The 15,076-nt window shown below is 58.4% G+C and carries 21 protein-coding genes and 1 pseudogene; 10 read left to right on the plus strand and 12 right to left on the minus strand.

What is annotated here, in order from left to right:
- The 9 genes from ACK6AU_RS28485 to ACK6AU_RS28525 form a co-directional block, all read left to right on the plus strand.
- The coding region (locus ACK6AU_RS28485; protein WP_409302878.1) for a hypothetical protein at positions 1 to 547 on the plus strand (547 nt) is incomplete at its 5' end.
- Between the two features lie 79 nt (positions 548 to 626).
- Positions 627 to 890: a helix-turn-helix domain-containing protein gene (locus ACK6AU_RS28490; RefSeq protein ID WP_409302880.1), complete on the plus strand. Its 264-nt coding sequence runs from the start codon at positions 627 to 629 to the stop codon at positions 888 to 890.
- Positions 887 to 1,231, plus strand: coding sequence for a hypothetical protein (locus ACK6AU_RS28495; protein ID WP_409302882.1), 345 nt, complete (start codon positions 887 to 889; stop codon positions 1,229 to 1,231). Before ACK6AU_RS28490 ends, ACK6AU_RS28495 begins: the two co-directional genes overlap by 4 nt.
- A 4-nt stretch (positions 1,232 to 1,235) precedes the next feature.
- Positions 1,236 to 1,385 (plus strand): hypothetical protein, encoded by a 150-nt coding sequence (locus ACK6AU_RS28500; protein ID WP_409302884.1) that lies wholly within the window; start codon positions 1,236 to 1,238, stop codon positions 1,383 to 1,385.
- On the plus strand, positions 1,385 to 3,154 hold the full coding sequence (locus ACK6AU_RS28505; RefSeq protein WP_409302886.1) for an AAA family ATPase: 1,770 nt from the start codon (positions 1,385 to 1,387) through the stop codon (positions 3,152 to 3,154). The genes ACK6AU_RS28500 and ACK6AU_RS28505 overlap by 1 nt, the downstream gene beginning before the upstream one ends.
- Before the next feature lie 21 nt (positions 3,155 to 3,175).
- Positions 3,176 to 3,388 (plus strand): hypothetical protein, encoded by a 213-nt coding sequence (locus tag ACK6AU_RS28510; RefSeq protein WP_409302888.1) that lies wholly within the window; start codon positions 3,176 to 3,178, stop codon positions 3,386 to 3,388.
- 119 nt (positions 3,389 to 3,507) lie between these two features.
- Positions 3,508 to 3,798 (plus strand): HGGxSTG domain-containing protein, encoded by a 291-nt coding sequence (locus tag ACK6AU_RS28515; protein ID WP_409302890.1) that lies wholly within the window; start codon positions 3,508 to 3,510, stop codon positions 3,796 to 3,798.
- A 3-nt stretch (positions 3,799 to 3,801) separates the two neighbouring features.
- Positions 3,802 to 4,005 carry a hypothetical protein gene (locus tag ACK6AU_RS28520; RefSeq protein ID WP_409302892.1) on the plus strand — a complete coding sequence of 68 codons (204 nt, stop codon included), beginning with the start codon at positions 3,802 to 3,804 and terminating at the stop codon, positions 4,003 to 4,005.
- 188 nt (positions 4,006 to 4,193) lie between these two features.
- Positions 4,194 to 4,643, plus strand: coding sequence for a GNAT family N-acetyltransferase (locus ACK6AU_RS28525; RefSeq protein WP_409302894.1), 450 nt, complete (start codon positions 4,194 to 4,196; stop codon positions 4,641 to 4,643).
- Positions 4,644 to 4,655: 12 nt separating this feature from the next.
- On the opposite strand, the gene ACK6AU_RS28530 is transcribed toward ACK6AU_RS28525, so the two are convergent.
- The 6 genes and pseudogenes from ACK6AU_RS28530 to ACK6AU_RS28555 all read right to left on the minus strand — a co-directional run bounded on the left by ACK6AU_RS28530 (position 4,656) and on the right by ACK6AU_RS28555 (position 7,700).
- The gene (locus ACK6AU_RS28530) at positions 4,656 to 4,787 is read right to left on the minus strand and encodes a transposase domain-containing protein (protein ID WP_409302916.1); all 132 of its coding nucleotides are present in this window, start codon (positions 4,785 to 4,787) and stop codon (positions 4,656 to 4,658) included.
- Positions 4,773 to 5,222 (minus strand): annotated as a pseudogene (locus tag ACK6AU_RS28535) (transposase); the annotation flags it as partial. The pseudogene ACK6AU_RS28535 and the gene ACK6AU_RS28530, both read right to left, overlap by 15 nt.
- Complete coding sequence (gene tnpC, locus ACK6AU_RS28540; protein ID WP_409302896.1) at positions 5,114 to 6,187, minus strand: IS66 family transposase; 1,074 nt, start codon at positions 6,185 to 6,187, stop codon at positions 5,114 to 5,116. The gene tnpC and the pseudogene ACK6AU_RS28535, both read right to left, overlap by 109 nt.
- Before the next feature lie 63 nt (positions 6,188 to 6,250).
- The gene (gene tnpB, locus ACK6AU_RS28545; RefSeq protein ID WP_409302898.1) at positions 6,251 to 6,586 is read right to left on the minus strand and encodes an IS66 family insertion sequence element accessory protein TnpB; all 336 of its coding nucleotides are present in this window, start codon (positions 6,584 to 6,586) and stop codon (positions 6,251 to 6,253) included.
- Entirely contained in the window at positions 6,583 to 6,903 is a 321-nt protein-coding gene (tnpA, locus tag ACK6AU_RS28550) for an IS66-like element accessory protein TnpA (RefSeq protein ID WP_409302900.1), read from the minus strand. Before tnpA ends, tnpB begins: the two co-directional genes overlap by 4 nt.
- Positions 6,904 to 7,067: 164 nt before the next feature.
- Positions 7,068 to 7,700, minus strand: a complete 633-nt coding sequence (locus tag ACK6AU_RS28555; protein WP_409302902.1) for a hypothetical protein — start codon at positions 7,698 to 7,700, stop codon at positions 7,068 to 7,070.
- A 908-nt stretch (positions 7,701 to 8,608) separates the two neighbouring features.
- Here ACK6AU_RS28555 and ACK6AU_RS28560 point away from each other — a divergent pair.
- A complete protein-coding gene (locus ACK6AU_RS28560) occupies positions 8,609 to 8,866 on the plus strand; it encodes a helix-turn-helix domain-containing protein (protein WP_409302904.1) in 258 nt (85 codons plus the stop codon).
- Between the two features lie 723 nt (positions 8,867 to 9,589).
- Here ACK6AU_RS28560 and xerC read toward each other — a convergent pair.
- The 6 genes from xerC to ACK6AU_RS28590 all read right to left on the minus strand — a co-directional run bounded on the left by xerC (position 9,590) and on the right by ACK6AU_RS28590 (position 15,072).
- Complete coding sequence (xerC, locus tag ACK6AU_RS28565; protein WP_409302906.1) at positions 9,590 to 10,738, minus strand: tyrosine recombinase XerC; 1,149 nt, start codon at positions 10,736 to 10,738, stop codon at positions 9,590 to 9,592.
- Positions 10,739 to 11,033: 295 nt separating this feature from the next.
- Positions 11,034 to 11,441, minus strand: a complete 408-nt coding sequence (locus ACK6AU_RS28570) for a hypothetical protein (RefSeq protein WP_409302908.1) — start codon at positions 11,439 to 11,441, stop codon at positions 11,034 to 11,036.
- A 19-nt stretch (positions 11,442 to 11,460) separates the two neighbouring features.
- On the minus strand, positions 11,461 to 11,739 hold the full coding sequence (locus ACK6AU_RS28575) for a hypothetical protein (RefSeq protein ID WP_409302910.1): 279 nt from the start codon (positions 11,737 to 11,739) through the stop codon (positions 11,461 to 11,463).
- 96 nt (positions 11,740 to 11,835) lie between these two features.
- Complete coding sequence (locus ACK6AU_RS28580; RefSeq protein ID WP_409302912.1) at positions 11,836 to 12,117, minus strand: hypothetical protein; 282 nt, start codon at positions 12,115 to 12,117, stop codon at positions 11,836 to 11,838.
- 10 nt (positions 12,118 to 12,127) lie between these two features.
- A complete protein-coding gene (locus ACK6AU_RS28585; protein WP_409302914.1) occupies positions 12,128 to 14,839 on the minus strand; it encodes a toprim domain-containing protein in 2,712 nt (903 codons plus the stop codon).
- Positions 14,839 to 15,072 carry a hypothetical protein gene (locus ACK6AU_RS28590; RefSeq protein ID WP_065365533.1) on the minus strand — a complete coding sequence of 78 codons (234 nt, stop codon included), beginning with the start codon at positions 15,070 to 15,072 and terminating at the stop codon, positions 14,839 to 14,841. The genes ACK6AU_RS28585 and ACK6AU_RS28590 overlap by 1 nt, the downstream gene beginning before the upstream one ends.
- Positions 15,073 to 15,076: the final 4 nt, after the last annotated feature.

Genomic DNA, 15,076 nt, shown 5'->3' on the forward strand with positions numbered 1-15,076 from the left:
AAGCGGTTTTGAGGTTGGGGAAGATGGCATCTATTTGAAGCGGCAACCTGACTGGGTGTTGGCCTCCTTAACCAAAGCTGAGCGCGAAGGCTTGCTTGACCACCCTAGAGGAAGGCCGGGCGAACCGGTGCTCGCTTTTCCTTTCACGCTGATGGAACTCAAGCTATTTCTTGATTGGGCTGAGGATGCTGGCCATGACTTCCCAATCAATGAGAGCGCGTTGGTTGGGGTGATTGAGTCACAGAAAGCTCAGCCAGAATTTGATGCATCCAGCCTTGCAAAGCCCCCCAATCAATCAGACGAAGCTCTAGGAGCATTTTACCGCGAACGGAATCGGGAATTTGCCAAGAGGAACCAAGAGCGCGGAAATGCCAGGGCTGATGAGCATCAGCGATGGCGCGAGGCCGCCGCTGAAATTCAGGCGGGACGGCAACGTCCTGCTACGACCCGACAGCTTGCGCAGTTAGTGAAAGAGAGCCTGGGCCTTCCTGACTCAATAGAGACGATCCGCAAAAGAATCAATAAAACAAACCCAGGTAGTGGGTAGCAGGTTGGGTGCGTCGGCCTAACCCAAAGTGGCTAGCAAGAATGGACTCCGTTATATACAGCGATATGGAGTTTCCCCAATGCAACCCAACATTGACGCAATCAAGGCTGAAATTCTCGCAGCACTCGGCTATGACCTGCTAAATCCGCCTGCTCAGGTAGACGACAAGCAAGCCGCAGATGTTCTTGGAGTTAGACCAAACACCCTCGCAGTGTGGCGTTCGACAGGTCGCTACAACCTGCCTTTCCTCAAGGTAGGCCGCTTGGTGAAGTACCGCATCAGCGACCTTGCCGAGTTCCTGGCCAGCCGAACCGCCAGCCATACTGGCGAGGTGCGCGCATGAAAAAGGCCGCCCCCCAATACCAGCGGAGCAGCCCGTCGCAAGGCCAGTCTAGCACCGAATCTGCGACCAAGATCGCCCGCATTCTGGCCCACCTACTGACTGGTGCCAGCGCCAACCGCTTCGAAGCCGAAGACCTAGGCGACCACTGCCTGAACAGCACCATTTCCGTACTGGCCAACCGTCACGGGCTGATCTTCAAGCGCCAGCCTGAGCGTGTCCCGAACCGCTGGGGCAAGCCGGGCATCGTCAACCGCTACAGCCTTCCGGCCAGTGAGCACGACAAGGCCCGCCAGGTGTTGGCCTACCTGAAGCGCACCACCCGCCCCCCCACTGAGGGCTGATCCCATGTCGAACATGCATACCCGCCCCCGTGGCGGGCTGATCCCCTATTGCCTGATGAATGCCGCCGCCTGGCTTCACCGTCACCCGCTGGCCGTCGAACTGCTGGCGCTTGCCGCTGTGGTTGGCCTGTTCACCCTGGAGGCGTTGCGCTGATGACCCATTACCACGGCGACCCGCTTGACCTGCTGCTGTCGCGTCTGGAAGGCGTTAAGCTTCACGGCGCGCGGTACATGGCCCGATGCCCGGCGCATCAAGACAATTCCCCATCCCTGAGCCTTTCACGCGGTAACGATGGCCGCGCCCTGGTCCACTGCTACGCCGGCTGCGAGACGCGCGACGTGCTGGCCGCTGTCGGCCTGGAGCTGCGCGACCTGTTCCCCGATAACCTGAGTCAAGAGCAGCGCCAGCAGTACCGGCGCAACAAGCTGGAAGCCGAACGCCGCTTCGAGGCACTGGTTATCGAGGCTGCGAAGGGGGAATCCAAGACCGGCAATCTGAGCGACGAAAGCACCGCCCGGCTGGCGCTGGCACAGGAACGAATCGACCAGCTCGACCGCCTGCTAGCAGAGCTGGGTAGCCAGCCAGGGCCGCCCCGACCCGCACTTGTCGAGGTGCCCCTAGGCGACGTGATGAGCGCCTGCCTGGAGCCTATGCGCCATGCCGTAAAACCGTGGATGCCGCGCCGGCATGTGACCCTGTTCGGCGGGCATGGAGGGATCGGCAAATCGAGCCTGGCCTTGGCCATCGGCGCGCATGTGGCGTGCGGCCTGCCGTTCGCCGGTCTGGAGGTCGAGCAATCGCCCGTCCTGTTCGTGAGCCTGGAGGATGAGGCCAGCATCGTGCGGCTTCGCCTGCGCCGGATCATCGAGGCATACCGGCTGCCGGCTACGCGGGTACTTGCTGGACTGCGCCTGCTGGACGGAACCCAGACCTTTTCTGCGCTGATGACCGAGGGCGATGGCTTCAACACGGCACCGATCTTCACTCCGGCTTTCCGCGAGCTGTCGAGCCATGCCGGGGACGCTGGGTTGATCATTATCGATAACGCTTCCGACGCCTTCGATGCCAATGAGAACAGTCGCCGCACCGTACGCGCCTTTGTGCGAGGTCTGGCCACCCTTGCTCGCCAGCACAATGCTGCTGTGGTGTTGCTGGCGCATATCGACAAGGCCGCCGCCAAGGGTAATGCCAATGGCAACAGCTACAGCGGGAGTACTGCTTGGCACAACAGCGCCCGGTCGCGCCTAGCACTGCTGGAAGAAGACGGGCGCATTTTGCTGGCGCATGAAAAGGCCAACCTGAGCGTACGTGCCGAACCTGTGCCAGTCACGTTCGTGCATGGCGTTCCTGTGCCCGAAGCTGGCGTACAGGGCGACGGATTGACCGCTGAAGACTTCGACCGCGCAGAGATCATCCGGGCGATGAAGGCCGCCCATGATGCAGGTATCAGCGTGCCGGCCAATATCACCCCCGGAGCCCATTCAGCCATGAAGGCGTTGGAGTCGCTGCCAGAGTACGGGCAGACCTTCCGGGGCAAGGCGGGAGGGCAGCGCGCCGCACGCGCCATTACTGCGCTGATCCGCGTCGGGCGCATTCGGCGCGTCGAGTACAAGACACCCCAGCGCAAAACGCGCGAACGCCTGGAGCCGGTCGAGCTGCCGGACGTGGCCGCCGAGCAGGTCGAAAATGCGCTGATCCAGAGTGCTGATGCGACCGCCGAGCCTGTCGAAGTTGCGCCAATCCCGAGCGTCGAAAGTGCGTCGCGCCACCCCCCTATAACCCCCCAGCGCATCGGCGCAGCGCATTGGGATGCTTGCGCCAGTGCGCCAAACACGAACGGCGCAGCGCCGAACACCATTGGCGCAATCGGCGCAGAGTGGGTCACCCCCCAAGCTGGCTGCCGATCATGGCCAGCCCAGTGACGGTGGGGAGTACTTCTGAACATGGCCGCCTTGAACTACTTGCATCGGGCTGGCCTGGCCGCCGAGCAGGAAGGCGAGTGGCTGCGCGTCACCCCGGCGGATCGCATCACGGCAGGCCTTCGCCAGTTCGTTCGCAACCACCGCGCCGAGCTTCTGGCCGACCTGTGCGTAGCCAATGACGCGCAGGCCGTCGTAGAGCCGCCGCAAGGCCCGGCAGCACGGCGCCCGTGCTAACAATTGAAGCGCGCACCAGAGGCCACCAGCGAGCCCATGCGCAACGCCCGGAAGGTCACCCGAGGGGGCAGGCCGGCGCCATGCCGGCTTTGGCCATAGCTGAATACCCGGAGCAGACCATGACCGACGACCAAGCCGAACTCCGCCATCAATGGCGGCAGCATTTCAAGCAGAAGGCCGCCAGGTTCGCCGCCTGGCGCGAAAACGGCTATCAATACCCGCCACCGAAGAGCATGCCCTTCCCCGAGGCGCTGTGGGGCCTGACCTGCGGCGCTAGGACACGAGCAGGAGCGCCCTGTAAGCGGCGCGACCTGCACGCCAGTGGGCGATGCCGCCTGCATGGCGGGCTGTCGACGGGGCCGAAAGGCAAACCCCATGAGCAGTTAGGAAAAGTTAGTTTTGAGGAGTAAGCGATGAGTAAGAATCGGCTGTTCAAGGAGAAGCCAAAGACTCGCCTGATCCTGTCCGTAGAGGTCGATACGATGGAGGCCATCGACCAACTGATCCGCTATCCCTTTGGTAGCAGGCATCCGGCCGAGGGCAACCGATCGGAGTTTGTGCGCCTGGCCATCAAGGAGAAGCTCAAACGTGAGCTGGTTCGCTTTCAAGACCAGTGAAGAGTTTTCTGCATCCCTAAAAGAAGTTGATGATTTTGAGATGCTCTAAAGTGAGAAAGAACGTAAGCGTCCGGCGAACTCACCTGCGGCATTTGAAAACATTCGCAACAGCTCGTCCCGAAGTATGCATCCGGGGAAGGCACATTGCGATGCGCTAAGCTGTAGTCCTTTAGGATTGAGGTCTCAGCATGGAATGTCACGTTCGTCCCGCCACGAGCAGAGATGCAGTAGCGATAAGCCGCGTAGTTATTGCCGCCCTGCGTGAGTCAAATTCACAGGACTATCCGCCTGATGTGATCGCTCAGGTTGAGCAAAGCTTTTCTCCTGAAGCCATCACCACACAGCTTACGAAGCGTAAGGTCTTCGTAGCCTTGTTGGGCGAAAACATTATTGGCACTGCCGGTCTCGACGGTGATGTGGTCAGAAGTGTTTTCGTTGACCCGGCTCACCAAAAAGGCGGTATCGGGCGGCATTTGATGGATGTCATTCATGCAACTGCTGCCAGCGCAGGAGTTGGAGCTGTACGTGTGCCATCGTCGATTACAGCTGAAAGGTTTTATACCGCGTTGGGTTATCAAAAAATCCGCGACGAGTTTCATGGGGCGGAGCGCACCATCGTTATGGAGAAGCGGCTGTAGGATTAGCCCAGACTATTTACCCCACTTATGCGGCAACAAATCAGTGATCTCACTGGCCCGCTGTGTCGGCAGCCGCGTCAGTACATCTTTGAGATAGGCATACGGATCATGCCCATTCATGCGCGCCGACTGGATCAAACTCATGATCGCAGCTGCTCGTTTGCCGCTGCGCAACGACCCGGCAAACAACCAGTTCGAGCGTCCGAGTGCCCATGGCCGTATCTGGTTCTCGACCTGGTTGTTGTCGATAGGCACAGCCCCATCGCCCAGGTAGCGCGTCAGCGCTACCCAGCGTTTCAGGCTGTAGTCGAGGGCTTTGGCTGTGGCTGAGCCGTTGGGCACCAGGTCGCGCTGGGCCAACATCCAGTCATGCAGTGTTTTGCTGATCGGTACCGCCAGTTCCTGACGTATTCGAAAACGATCTTCATCACTCATGTCCCGCGTCTGGCGTTCGATCTCGTACAAGCCGCCTATCGAGTGCAGCGCCTGTTCGGCCAGCTGGCTTTTGTTCGCCACGTGTAGATCGAAGAATTTGCGACGAGCATGAGCCATGCAGCCGATTTCAGTGATGCCTTGTTCAAAACCGGCCTTGTATCCAGCGAAGTCGTCGCAGACCAGCTTGCCGTTCCAGTCGCCCAGGAAGTTGCGTGCATGTTCGCCAGCACGGCTTGGGCTGAAGTCATACACCACCGCTTTGAGTGCCGAAAACGGCGTAGTGCTGTAGGCCCAGACGTAGGCACGGTGAGTTTTCTTCTCGCCCGGCGCAGCATTTGAACCGGTGTTTCGTCAGCGTGAATCACGCCCTGGTTCAGCACCGCTTCATGCAGTGCATCGACCAGCGGCTGGAGCCGCACGCCGGTTTGCCCGACCCACTGGGCCAAGGTCGAGCGAGCGATTGCCAGTCCGGCGCGGCCAAAGATTTTCTCCTGCCGATAAAGCGGCAAGTGGTCGGCAAATTTGGCCACCATCACGTGGGCCAGCAGGCCTGCGGTCGGAATACCTTTGTCGATGACCTGGGCCGGCACCGGCGCCTGAGACAGTGTTTCGCAATGACGACAGGCCCATTTGCCACGCACATGTTGCTCGACCGTGAACACGCCTGGCGTGTAATCCAGCTTCTCGCTGACGTCTTCGCCGATGCGTTGAAGTTGGCAGCCACAGGCGCATTGGGTGTTCTCGGGTTCGTGACGAATCACGGTACGTGGAAACTGCGGCGGCAATGGCGCACGTTTCGGGGATTGCCGGGCTTCGGCCTGTGACGTAACTGGGAGAAGCTGTTTCAGCTCTGCCTCGATCGCTTCAAGATCAGTATCGAGCAGGTCATCCAGCAAGCTGCCTTGTGCTGGGCTGATTTGCTCGCTGCGCTTGGCAAACTTGTGCCGTTTGAGCAGGGCAATTTCGAACTTGAACTGTTCGATGAGGATTTCATCATTCTGGATCTTCCTGCTCATCGCCTCGACCTGAGACTGCAACTGCAACGCCTGTGCCGCCAAGGCACGAAGCTGTTCCGGGGTCATCTGGTCGAGGTTGGGCGAGGAAGTCATGTCGCCGATTTTCCCAGAGCAGGCACGTGAGGACGACACGTAGACCGGCCAAATGCACGGCGATTACAGCATGCTGATCACACCGCCTGCACCAACGCGCTGCCACGGCAGGCCCAGCACCAAGGCCTGGAGTTGCTCACTGTCGAGTTCGACCTCGCATCCATGGCGAATGCCGGGCCAGTGGAACTTGCCTTGATTCAGTCTTCGCGCGGCAAGCCAGACGCCCATACCGTCGTGCACCAGCACTTTCATCCGGTTAGCCCGGCGATTGGCGAAGAGGTAAGCGCAGTGCGGCTTCGCCGCACCGAACACCGCGATCACCCGGGCCAATGCTGTCTCCGTACCGGCGCGCATATCCATCGGTTCGGTGGCCAGCCAGATCGCATCAATGCGGATCATTGAACGACAGCCCGAATAAATTGCGCGCAGCTCTCAGGATCTGAGGCTGGCCATTTCACCGTGATTACTTGCCCGGCCATGGGCAGTTCAATGACCACTGACGCTTCGACTGGCCGTTTAGGCGCGGCTTTTAGTGGGACGAATGCCGGTAGTGAAGCCGCTGTGGGCTGATCTCGATAGAGCGGCAGCCATTTGCGGATGACGTTGGCATTGATACCGTGGCTGATGGCGACACTGGACACCGTTGCGCCAGGTTGCAGGCATTCCTGAACGACCTGGGCCTTGAACGGTTTTGGGTAAGAGCTTCGTTGGCGCATGGAAATCCTGGCGATAAGGGTGATCGCGTCCGCTTAAAAATACGCGGACACCATCGCCCTTAATGCTGGAGTTCGGAAGGTGGGTTCGCCGGACGCTTACGAAAGAACTTTGATAATTTTTACAGCAGTACGCGCGTGAGGTAACAAGGCCCTATTCCTTCAACTCACTGCTGGGTATTACAGCTCGATAAAACTGCTTCAACCATTTTTTGTATGCGAGCTGTCGTGCCAGCATAGGTTGAATTTATGTCGATACAGGCCATTGGGTAATTCCCTGTGTCGGAAAATAGTGATGGGTTTGAAAAGTCCATTTTCCCCCAAGGCAGGAAAAACATGATTGCGGCACCAGTTTCGTGCCAAGGCCTCACATGCGTGGTCTTCATTAGAGAACGAAGCCCTAAGATCGGGTGATAAGCCCTCTCAGGTCCTGATGTACATTGCTGGAACCAAGCAGGCTCCGTTTCTTCATCCGTCAATGTCAGATAAGGTCCGTCATCGGTGCAACCTAGTTGCATGGATTTCTTGCCGTCCTGAGTCTGTGAGATGGCGAGCAAAGGATCGTTGCCAAAGCCGCCTTCAATCTTCCAAGGCAACCACTTATTCGGCTCATAAACTACATTGAGATCAAGCGCTTCCTGCTGGGAAAGCCAACGCATTTCATGAGGGCCGGCCTCTGCCGTGAGAGCAATGAGGCGAAGGTCCACTCCCATCTCTATTGAGTAAAGCATCAGACCAGCCATGATCCGTTGTATATCATCAAGGTCTTCCCCGGTGTACTGCTTGGTGGTGGGCTCCATGACGGCATTGCTTTGATAAAAACGGTGGACTCCAATCCGAGAGCCAGGCCCAGTCAATGAGCGTTCAATCCCGCCAAGAAAAGCATAGGTACATGCGGACGCACAGACGTCCGCCTCGGTGGAGAACCCCCTTTCCCTTAGTATCTGTCCTAAAATAATTCCTGCTTGTAGGTCCCCGCCTGGCGAATTAAAGCGAATCACTCTAGGGCTGTATGGATTAGCTTTCAGGTACGCCAGGAGCCGGGAAGGAGTATCCGAAGTAATCTCACCCTCCGCTTTTATCCAAGCCTTGCATGCATCTGGATCGCGACATGCTTGACCTGAGCCCTCTTGGCGGAAGTCCATAGCTGATAATGGTGCTGACAAGAGCAAGAAGCAGCAAGCTGCCCAGCTATAAGTATTCTTTGTAAGCATCTAGTTTAATTTCCCGAATATCCTGGAGCACTTCCAAGAGGTTTGAGTTGGCGATCAACGGCTTTCAATTAAGATATCGGGAGTTGGTGAGTATTCAGGACGCTGCAAGCCGGGATCGCTTCTCCCTAAGCATTGAAAAGTTACGTCTACGGTTCCACCTGGAAAATGAGACGAGGGACCAGAACTGATGTTCTTTACCAAAAGCTCCCTGCCTTGTTGCATACAAGCTTGGTTGGCTTCAGTAAGAGCGATCCGCTTTGCCCCCGACTCGCCGCCGCGTGCAGGAGCGGCATGAACGGATACAGAGTAGGTGTCCGGCCCTAGCTTGAGGACTCCACTGGACTGAGCACACCCACCCAATACGGCGATAGGTAGAAAAATGAGCGGCTTGAGGTTCACTGTAACTACTCCATGTCAAACGCACTGAATGAGATTTATAGGCAGTAGATTGTTGTGCTGTAGATGCTAACACGGTAGCGGGCGACGCTCTACGGATGAAAACAGCCGCCATCCATCCCAGTCCTGCCCGTTTGCGCCTTTCCTGCAACCTTAAGCGCTTGCGCCTGGATCAGGGGCTCAGCCAAGAGAAAGCCGCCGAGCTTGCTGACTTCCATCGAACATATGTCTCTCAGCTTGAGCGTTGCGTGACCAATATCAGCATTGATGGTTTGGAGCGCTTGGCACATGCGTTAGGCGTGGATGTCACGGAGCTGTTACGTCCAGTCGAAACAGAGCGGGATGGCGCCATTTAGTGGCCGCTCCTGAGGCTACCGGGGCGATTCAAGCCGTAGGGAAGGCAGCCGCATCCGACTTACCCTGGCTTACCTGTTAAGCAATGCAAAGGTCGATGCCGAAGGCCCGCACGTGTCAGTGTGCGCGCAAAACCTAAACAGGGGCAGGACGATAGGCTCTATGGTTGGTCGATTCGCCCGCATTTATCGCGCGCGTACTGCTGCGAAAACTAACGCCCGCTAACCGCCCAATCCTCAGCCCTTACCCCTCGCGCGTATTGATCGCAGAACGCCGGGCGCATGGCTCAGCCTTTTTATGGGCTCCGAAAATCACTTCTCAGTACCTGATGAGGCCTCGGGTCAGGCTCGTCATACCCAGAGCGCTAAAGGCAAATTCGAAAAGGCCGCTGCAAAGCGAGCCGAAGCCGCAGTTTCGCGCCCAATACGTGCGTCGAAGCGCAACCTACGCGACTCCGGCAACGGAAAGTGACACCTTGGGATTGCTGCGGATTTACCGGAAACGTAACCCTGGCGTAACCCCACCCCAGAAACTAAAAAGGCCCGCATCGCTGCGAGCCTTGATTTAGATGGTGCCGGCACCAGGAGTCGAACCCGGGACCTACTGATTACAAGGAAGGTGCTCACAACATACAAATCAATGAGTTACATGATTTTTTGTTACGTGCAGACGCGCCAAAGCCCGCGTTCTATGCGGGGTTCGGCGTTCTTGTTACGTGGTGATTTTCAGTCTGCGGAGGGGGATACGACGGGTAGGCTCAGGTCGTAGACGTCCATCATTTTTGCGTCACGGTGCCCGCTGGCCTCTTGCTTGTCTGCGCGATTGCCGACGGTATCCGTAACACCGCGACGCTTGAGGTCGTGGAGAGCAAAGCGCTGCTCAGGTGTCAGCACTTCGTCGAGGAGTGCCAGCGTGATGAATCGCTGCCAGGCGGTGTCGAGGCTGGATTTCTTCAGCGGCCCGCCGTGGCTGGCAACGATGATTGGGCGTTTCGCAGGTGCGATCGGTATCGCGACTTTCCGTGCGGCCCATACCTTGGCCCGGTAGGCCTTGGCTCCGTCCCAGGCTTTGCGCAGGCGTGGCGTCCAACGCACGATGTTGTCGCGACTTCCCTTTCGCCGATTGGTCAGAATCCCCTCTACTAGCTCGTTCTCGTCGGTCAATGTAACGACCTCGATCCCGCGCAGCCGGCAGAGGTAAGCCAGCTCCATCACATATCCGAGGTACTGCGGGCAGCCGCCTTTCTCGTTGCGCTCCAGGAGCCCACGAGCCATTGCCCGATCGATTAGAGTATCCATCACTCGGGAGAGCGGCAGCCTGCGCCTCCGACGTTCCACCGGCGCTTCAATGCCCTGAGCGGGGTTCACGTCGAGAAAGCCCCTGTTCCGAGCCCACTGGAGCACCCTACGCAGATACCGCAGAGCATGAGCTGCTTTAGACGGCGTGCCTTCATCTGCGAGCCGATCAACGATCCGTTGCACCAGAGCGGGAGTGAATTTCTTCACAGCCAGGTCGCCGAGCGCTGGGCCAAGTTTGGTTGGGATGGCCAGCAGGACATCGCGGCTGTAGCAGTAGTCCTCGTGGGTCTTTTCGCTAAGCCGCTTGTATGGGGCACTGTCGTGGAACTGTGCACAGACATAGCGCAGCGTGCCCCGAACGCTGTTCGATGCCTCGTCCGTGATCCGATGTAGTTCGGCCAACGAGACGTCGGCCGGTGCAACGTTACGCCGGCGTTGCGTACCGGTTTCGTCGCGGTGCAGTGTGTACCAGACCCCAGTGCCTCGCCGATCAAAGTAAATGGCCGCTGGGAGAGCGGCCTGGTCGATGTGAGCTGGGATATGCGGGTTGTGCTTCCGCTTCCGGGCTTTCTTCATAGTATGTCGGCGCCGTAACCCTCAGAGCGGTCTGGCCCTACGCCACCGGCTCGGTTGATCAACTCTATGGTAGTCCACGGTCCGGTTCGGCCGCGAAACATGACGATTCCCTGATCGATCAGCGTTCGCTCGACGTCCGATCGGCGCTGGTATCCGGTGATGCGCTGCAGATCCTCGAAACTGAGCACTGTGGTGGTTCCATTCCCCATGGTGTTTCTCATGAAAATGCCCCACCGGCATTGTGGATCAACGTCGGCGGGGTGGCTGTTAGAAGTTATTGGCAGGTGTTCTAGGGCTATTGCTGGGTTTGATACGTGCTTCCGTTACTGGCCGTACTGAGCAAGCGCTTTGCCTCGGCCAGTTGGGCATGTAGCTCGGCGCGCTCCGCTTGGAGCCGCCTGACTAATGGCAGACATTGTTCGAGACATCCGTTCCATTGCTGGGCCATGTCCCAGGCGTCATAGATCGCTTCGCCGACAATCGGATGCTTGGAGTCGTCGATCGGCATTGGAAGCAGTGCGCTGATTTCGTCGTCCTCAACATGAGGTGGCTGTGGTGCCGCCAGCACCATTGCTTCGTAGATGGCAAATGGACTATTGCCTCCGGTCCGCTCCAGATATTCACGAGCTGCGTTGGCACCGGCCTGTGCCATTTCCTGGTTGGCTTTGGTCGGGAGTACCAGCCACCGAACTTTGTTTGTCATGTTTGGTTTCCTTCCTGGTTCAGAATGGGTGAGAGGTAGTAAGAGGATTAGAAGTGGCGGTGCTGGCCAGCAGGTTGGCGACCATTTCAGCCTCGCTGGGAGTGATGTCGCCCAAGAAGTGAGCCATGCTGGCCACCGTCTCAAGGCGGATTCTGGTATCGACAGTCTTACGCACCTGGTAGTCGAAAATGGCAGTGCCGACGATGCGGACGGCCATCAGATGGCGTTCTGCAGGGTCCGGTTGCGGCGGTGGTGTGGTAGCCTTCGGCAGGCCGCTGCTGTGGTGCTTTGCTTGCATTGTGTTGCCCTCAGTGGTGGTCGGTGCCGAGGGGTTGCCCCCCCTCGACGCCTTTCTTTTCCGGCCGATCGCCGGCGTTGCAACTGGTGGCCAGGCTCAGTCCTTGCGCACCAGGTGAATCTCCAAGTCTCTCAGCAGCTCTTCGTCATCACAGGACTGCCATTCCAGGACTTCGTAGATCTGCGCTCCGGTGCAGTTGTCGACGAGCAGATGCCTGTCCCCGCGTGCTACCTGAACCTCGACAATCTCAAGTAGCCCCTCGGTGCTATATGCGTCTGCGTCGATGATTCGGACCTCTATGCCCGCGAACTCCAGCCGGCTCTGAACATCCCGCAGGTATGCACGGCCTCGCTTGCTGTCTAGCAATTGAATTTGCATAGCGTGCTCCTCAGACCTTGAAGTGCCAGCAGCGGACTGACTGCGGGATAGGGGTCAGTGGGGTACGTGCCTGCAGAGCTGCCCGGATACTGCTTTCGGTTGGCTTGCTGGCATCGATCAGCCTGTGGGTGCGCCCGTCCTTGAGCAGTCGGCGCAGGGTGGCCAGATCCGGGATGCGCTGACGGTGCTCGGCAGCAACCTCTGCGAACTGGTTGAGGTTGATGGCAATGACACCTGGGTTTTTCGAGTGATTGACCAGGGGCGCGCCTGGGAGCGATTCCAGATAGTCGAAGACCTGCCAGAAGTCATTCAGCTCCTGCGGGTCGGTGGTGATCGCCGCCTGGCGCTCGTTGGCCATCCCGATGATGTATTTGCGGGTGGCGGTCACCATGTGTTCCGGCACCTGCAGCACCAGGCTCAGGCAGTCCACCAGGGCGAGCAACATGCTGTGGTTGCGAATAATGCGATCCGATGACAGCTTCTTGCTCGACCACAGCTCGGCCCGGTACTTCGGGTAAACCTCGGCGAAGCGCGCCATTACCTTGGGCTCGGCCATCATCGCTTTCACCATGAAATGGCTGACTTCGTTGACTTCGGTTTGCACCAGGTTGTCAGCAGCAGCGCGGCTTGCCTCGGTAATGTTGGGTTTGGCGAAGTAGGTTTTGACGATTCGGCTCAGGATTGCTTCATGCCCGGAAACGCCGGCGTTCTGTGCGATGACGATTGACGCCCGGAATGGTGGCTCGTAGGTGTCATTACTGTTGTTCTTCACGCCCCGGGTCCGTAACAGGCCGCCGCCGTAGTAGTCCTTGAACTCGTCCCATTCGAACGACTTGGCATTCTCGGCGTCGGTATTGCGGTCCGCCTCCAGCAAAACCAGAGGGATGTTCGACACCTGTCCCATTGCGCGGCTGCGACCGGAGATCGAGCCCTTCGCAGGATCGAACCCCTCGTAGAGTCGCCCGAACAGCTTCCAGAGGAACTTGATCAGCGTGGTTTTCCCGGAGTCGGGCTCGCCGGACATCTCCAGGAAGGGGAAGCTCTCGTAGTCTTCGCGGATCTGCTCGGCAAACAGCGAGCCGAACCAGTAAGTCAGGGCGACCAGGCCTTTCTCCCCGAAGCACAGCCAGAGGTTGGGCAGCCAGTCGTCCCGATACCCCTTTGCCGCCGGTGCCATGGCTATCTTGATGGATTTCATCAGGCACTTGACGCGGGTCTGGCCGAACTCGAAATAGTCCTCGTCGTTGGCCTTGTAGACGTTCCCGCCTTGCACTGCGATGTCGTTGAAGATGTAGGCCTTGTGCTCCTTGCTGTAGCCGATGTAGTCGATGGTCTCGACGGTTTTCAGGCCTTCCGTCTGGCGGATAACGATTTGATCCAGGTACTTTTGGGTTCCGAGCCAGGTTGCGCCGGCGAACATCAGGCGGGCCTTGAATTCGCTGCTCGAGGAGATTTGCTTGGGGGTGAACGTCAGTTTCTCGGGGGCGTTGTCGTTCGGTGTGTCCACCTGGAAATAGAACCAAGCATCGCCGGTGACGTCGTTCACCTGCTTGTACAGCGCTTCGAAATTACAGTTGGCGATCAGCTTCAGCGCGCACACTGACTCCAGCACCTTATTGCGTGCCTGGCGATCGTTGAGCAGTTGGTCGTCATGATCTTCACTGTTGAGCAGGGCGCGCTGCTCATCCTCAAGCTTCGACAGGTCGAATTTCGCCCAGTACATACGATTGGCATACTCGAAATGGAATTCCGAGGTGGAGTCCTCCCAGGTGTACATCAGGATTGCCTTTTCGCGCGCCGAGCTGGCCAGCAACAAGTCGCCTTGGTGGCGGGCTATTTCGAGGTCGCGCTCGCGGCGTTGCTTGCGTTTGTCGCCTTCTTCGAAAGCCCATCGCTGATGCAGGTCGTTCCAGTCGACCTTTCGGCGGTTGCGCTGGGGGATCAGAGCTGCGCTGCAGGTGAAACCCAGTTCACGCGCCTGTTTGACCCAGCGTTGCAGGTAGCCGCGGGCTGATGGTTCGTTGTCCAGAGCCCAAACCAGGCGGGGCAGGTTGCCTTTCCGTTGCTCGATCAATTGTTCCAGGGCGTGAGCGGGGTAGCTGGTACATGTCATGGCGGAAACGGCGGATATCCCGTTCTGGACCAACGCCACAGCATCGAAGATGCCTTCCACAATCCACAGCTCATCGACGTTGGCCAGGTCGAGGGTCGGAGGTTTCCACCAGTACCCAAGGGCGCTGTACTTGGGTTTGAAGCGAGCCTTCATTTTGCCAAATCGGGCCGGGCGGTCGATCAGGCGTTCCCAGTAGCCATCGTTAGGCAACGGGAAGCGGATCGTTGCAGAGGACTCGCCCGACTCGTGGTTGACGTAGTTCTCCTGGGTAAACCAGCCGACCATGCTCCCTACGTCAAAGCCGCGAGCGAACTCCAAGTAGGCCCGTGCTGTCACGGTCGGGTCTTTGTCCGTAGCCGGTGCACGCTTGCTCCAGTCTTCGAACAGGTCTTCGTACAGGTCTTTCACATGCTCGATGTGGCCGCAGCGTTCTGGTCGGCCGCAGCGGATCTGCCAGGGGTTGTCGTGACGTGCGTAAAGCTCTTTTTTCTTGCACTTTGGGCAGGTGCCGCCGCGCATGTATTTGGTGCCGGCGCGAGGCTTCAGGTCGAAATCGAACTGCAGGCGCTCTATCACCTGTGCGCGAATATCGTCTTTCATCGTGGTCATTACTTGGCCGCCTTCAGGCTGAGTGAGAGCGCTGCCATCAGGCGTTTCTGCGCTGCCATTGCTGGTTTCTTCTTGAGGATCGAGCTGTGCCGTAGGTCGTTCGGTACTGTTCGGAATTCGTCCGCATACCAGTAGTCGTTCAGGCTCAGGCGGTAGCTTTCACGCATCATCGCCAGCAGCGCTTCGGCTTCCGCCGGCGGCAGTTGGGTGGTGACATTCAGTGCATTTCCCATCAAA

The sequence above is a fragment of the Pseudomonas sp. KCJK8993 genome (assembly GCF_046230915.1).
In the GTDB taxonomy this organism is placed as follows: Bacteria; Pseudomonadota; Gammaproteobacteria; order Pseudomonadales; family Pseudomonadaceae; genus Aquipseudomonas; species Aquipseudomonas piscis.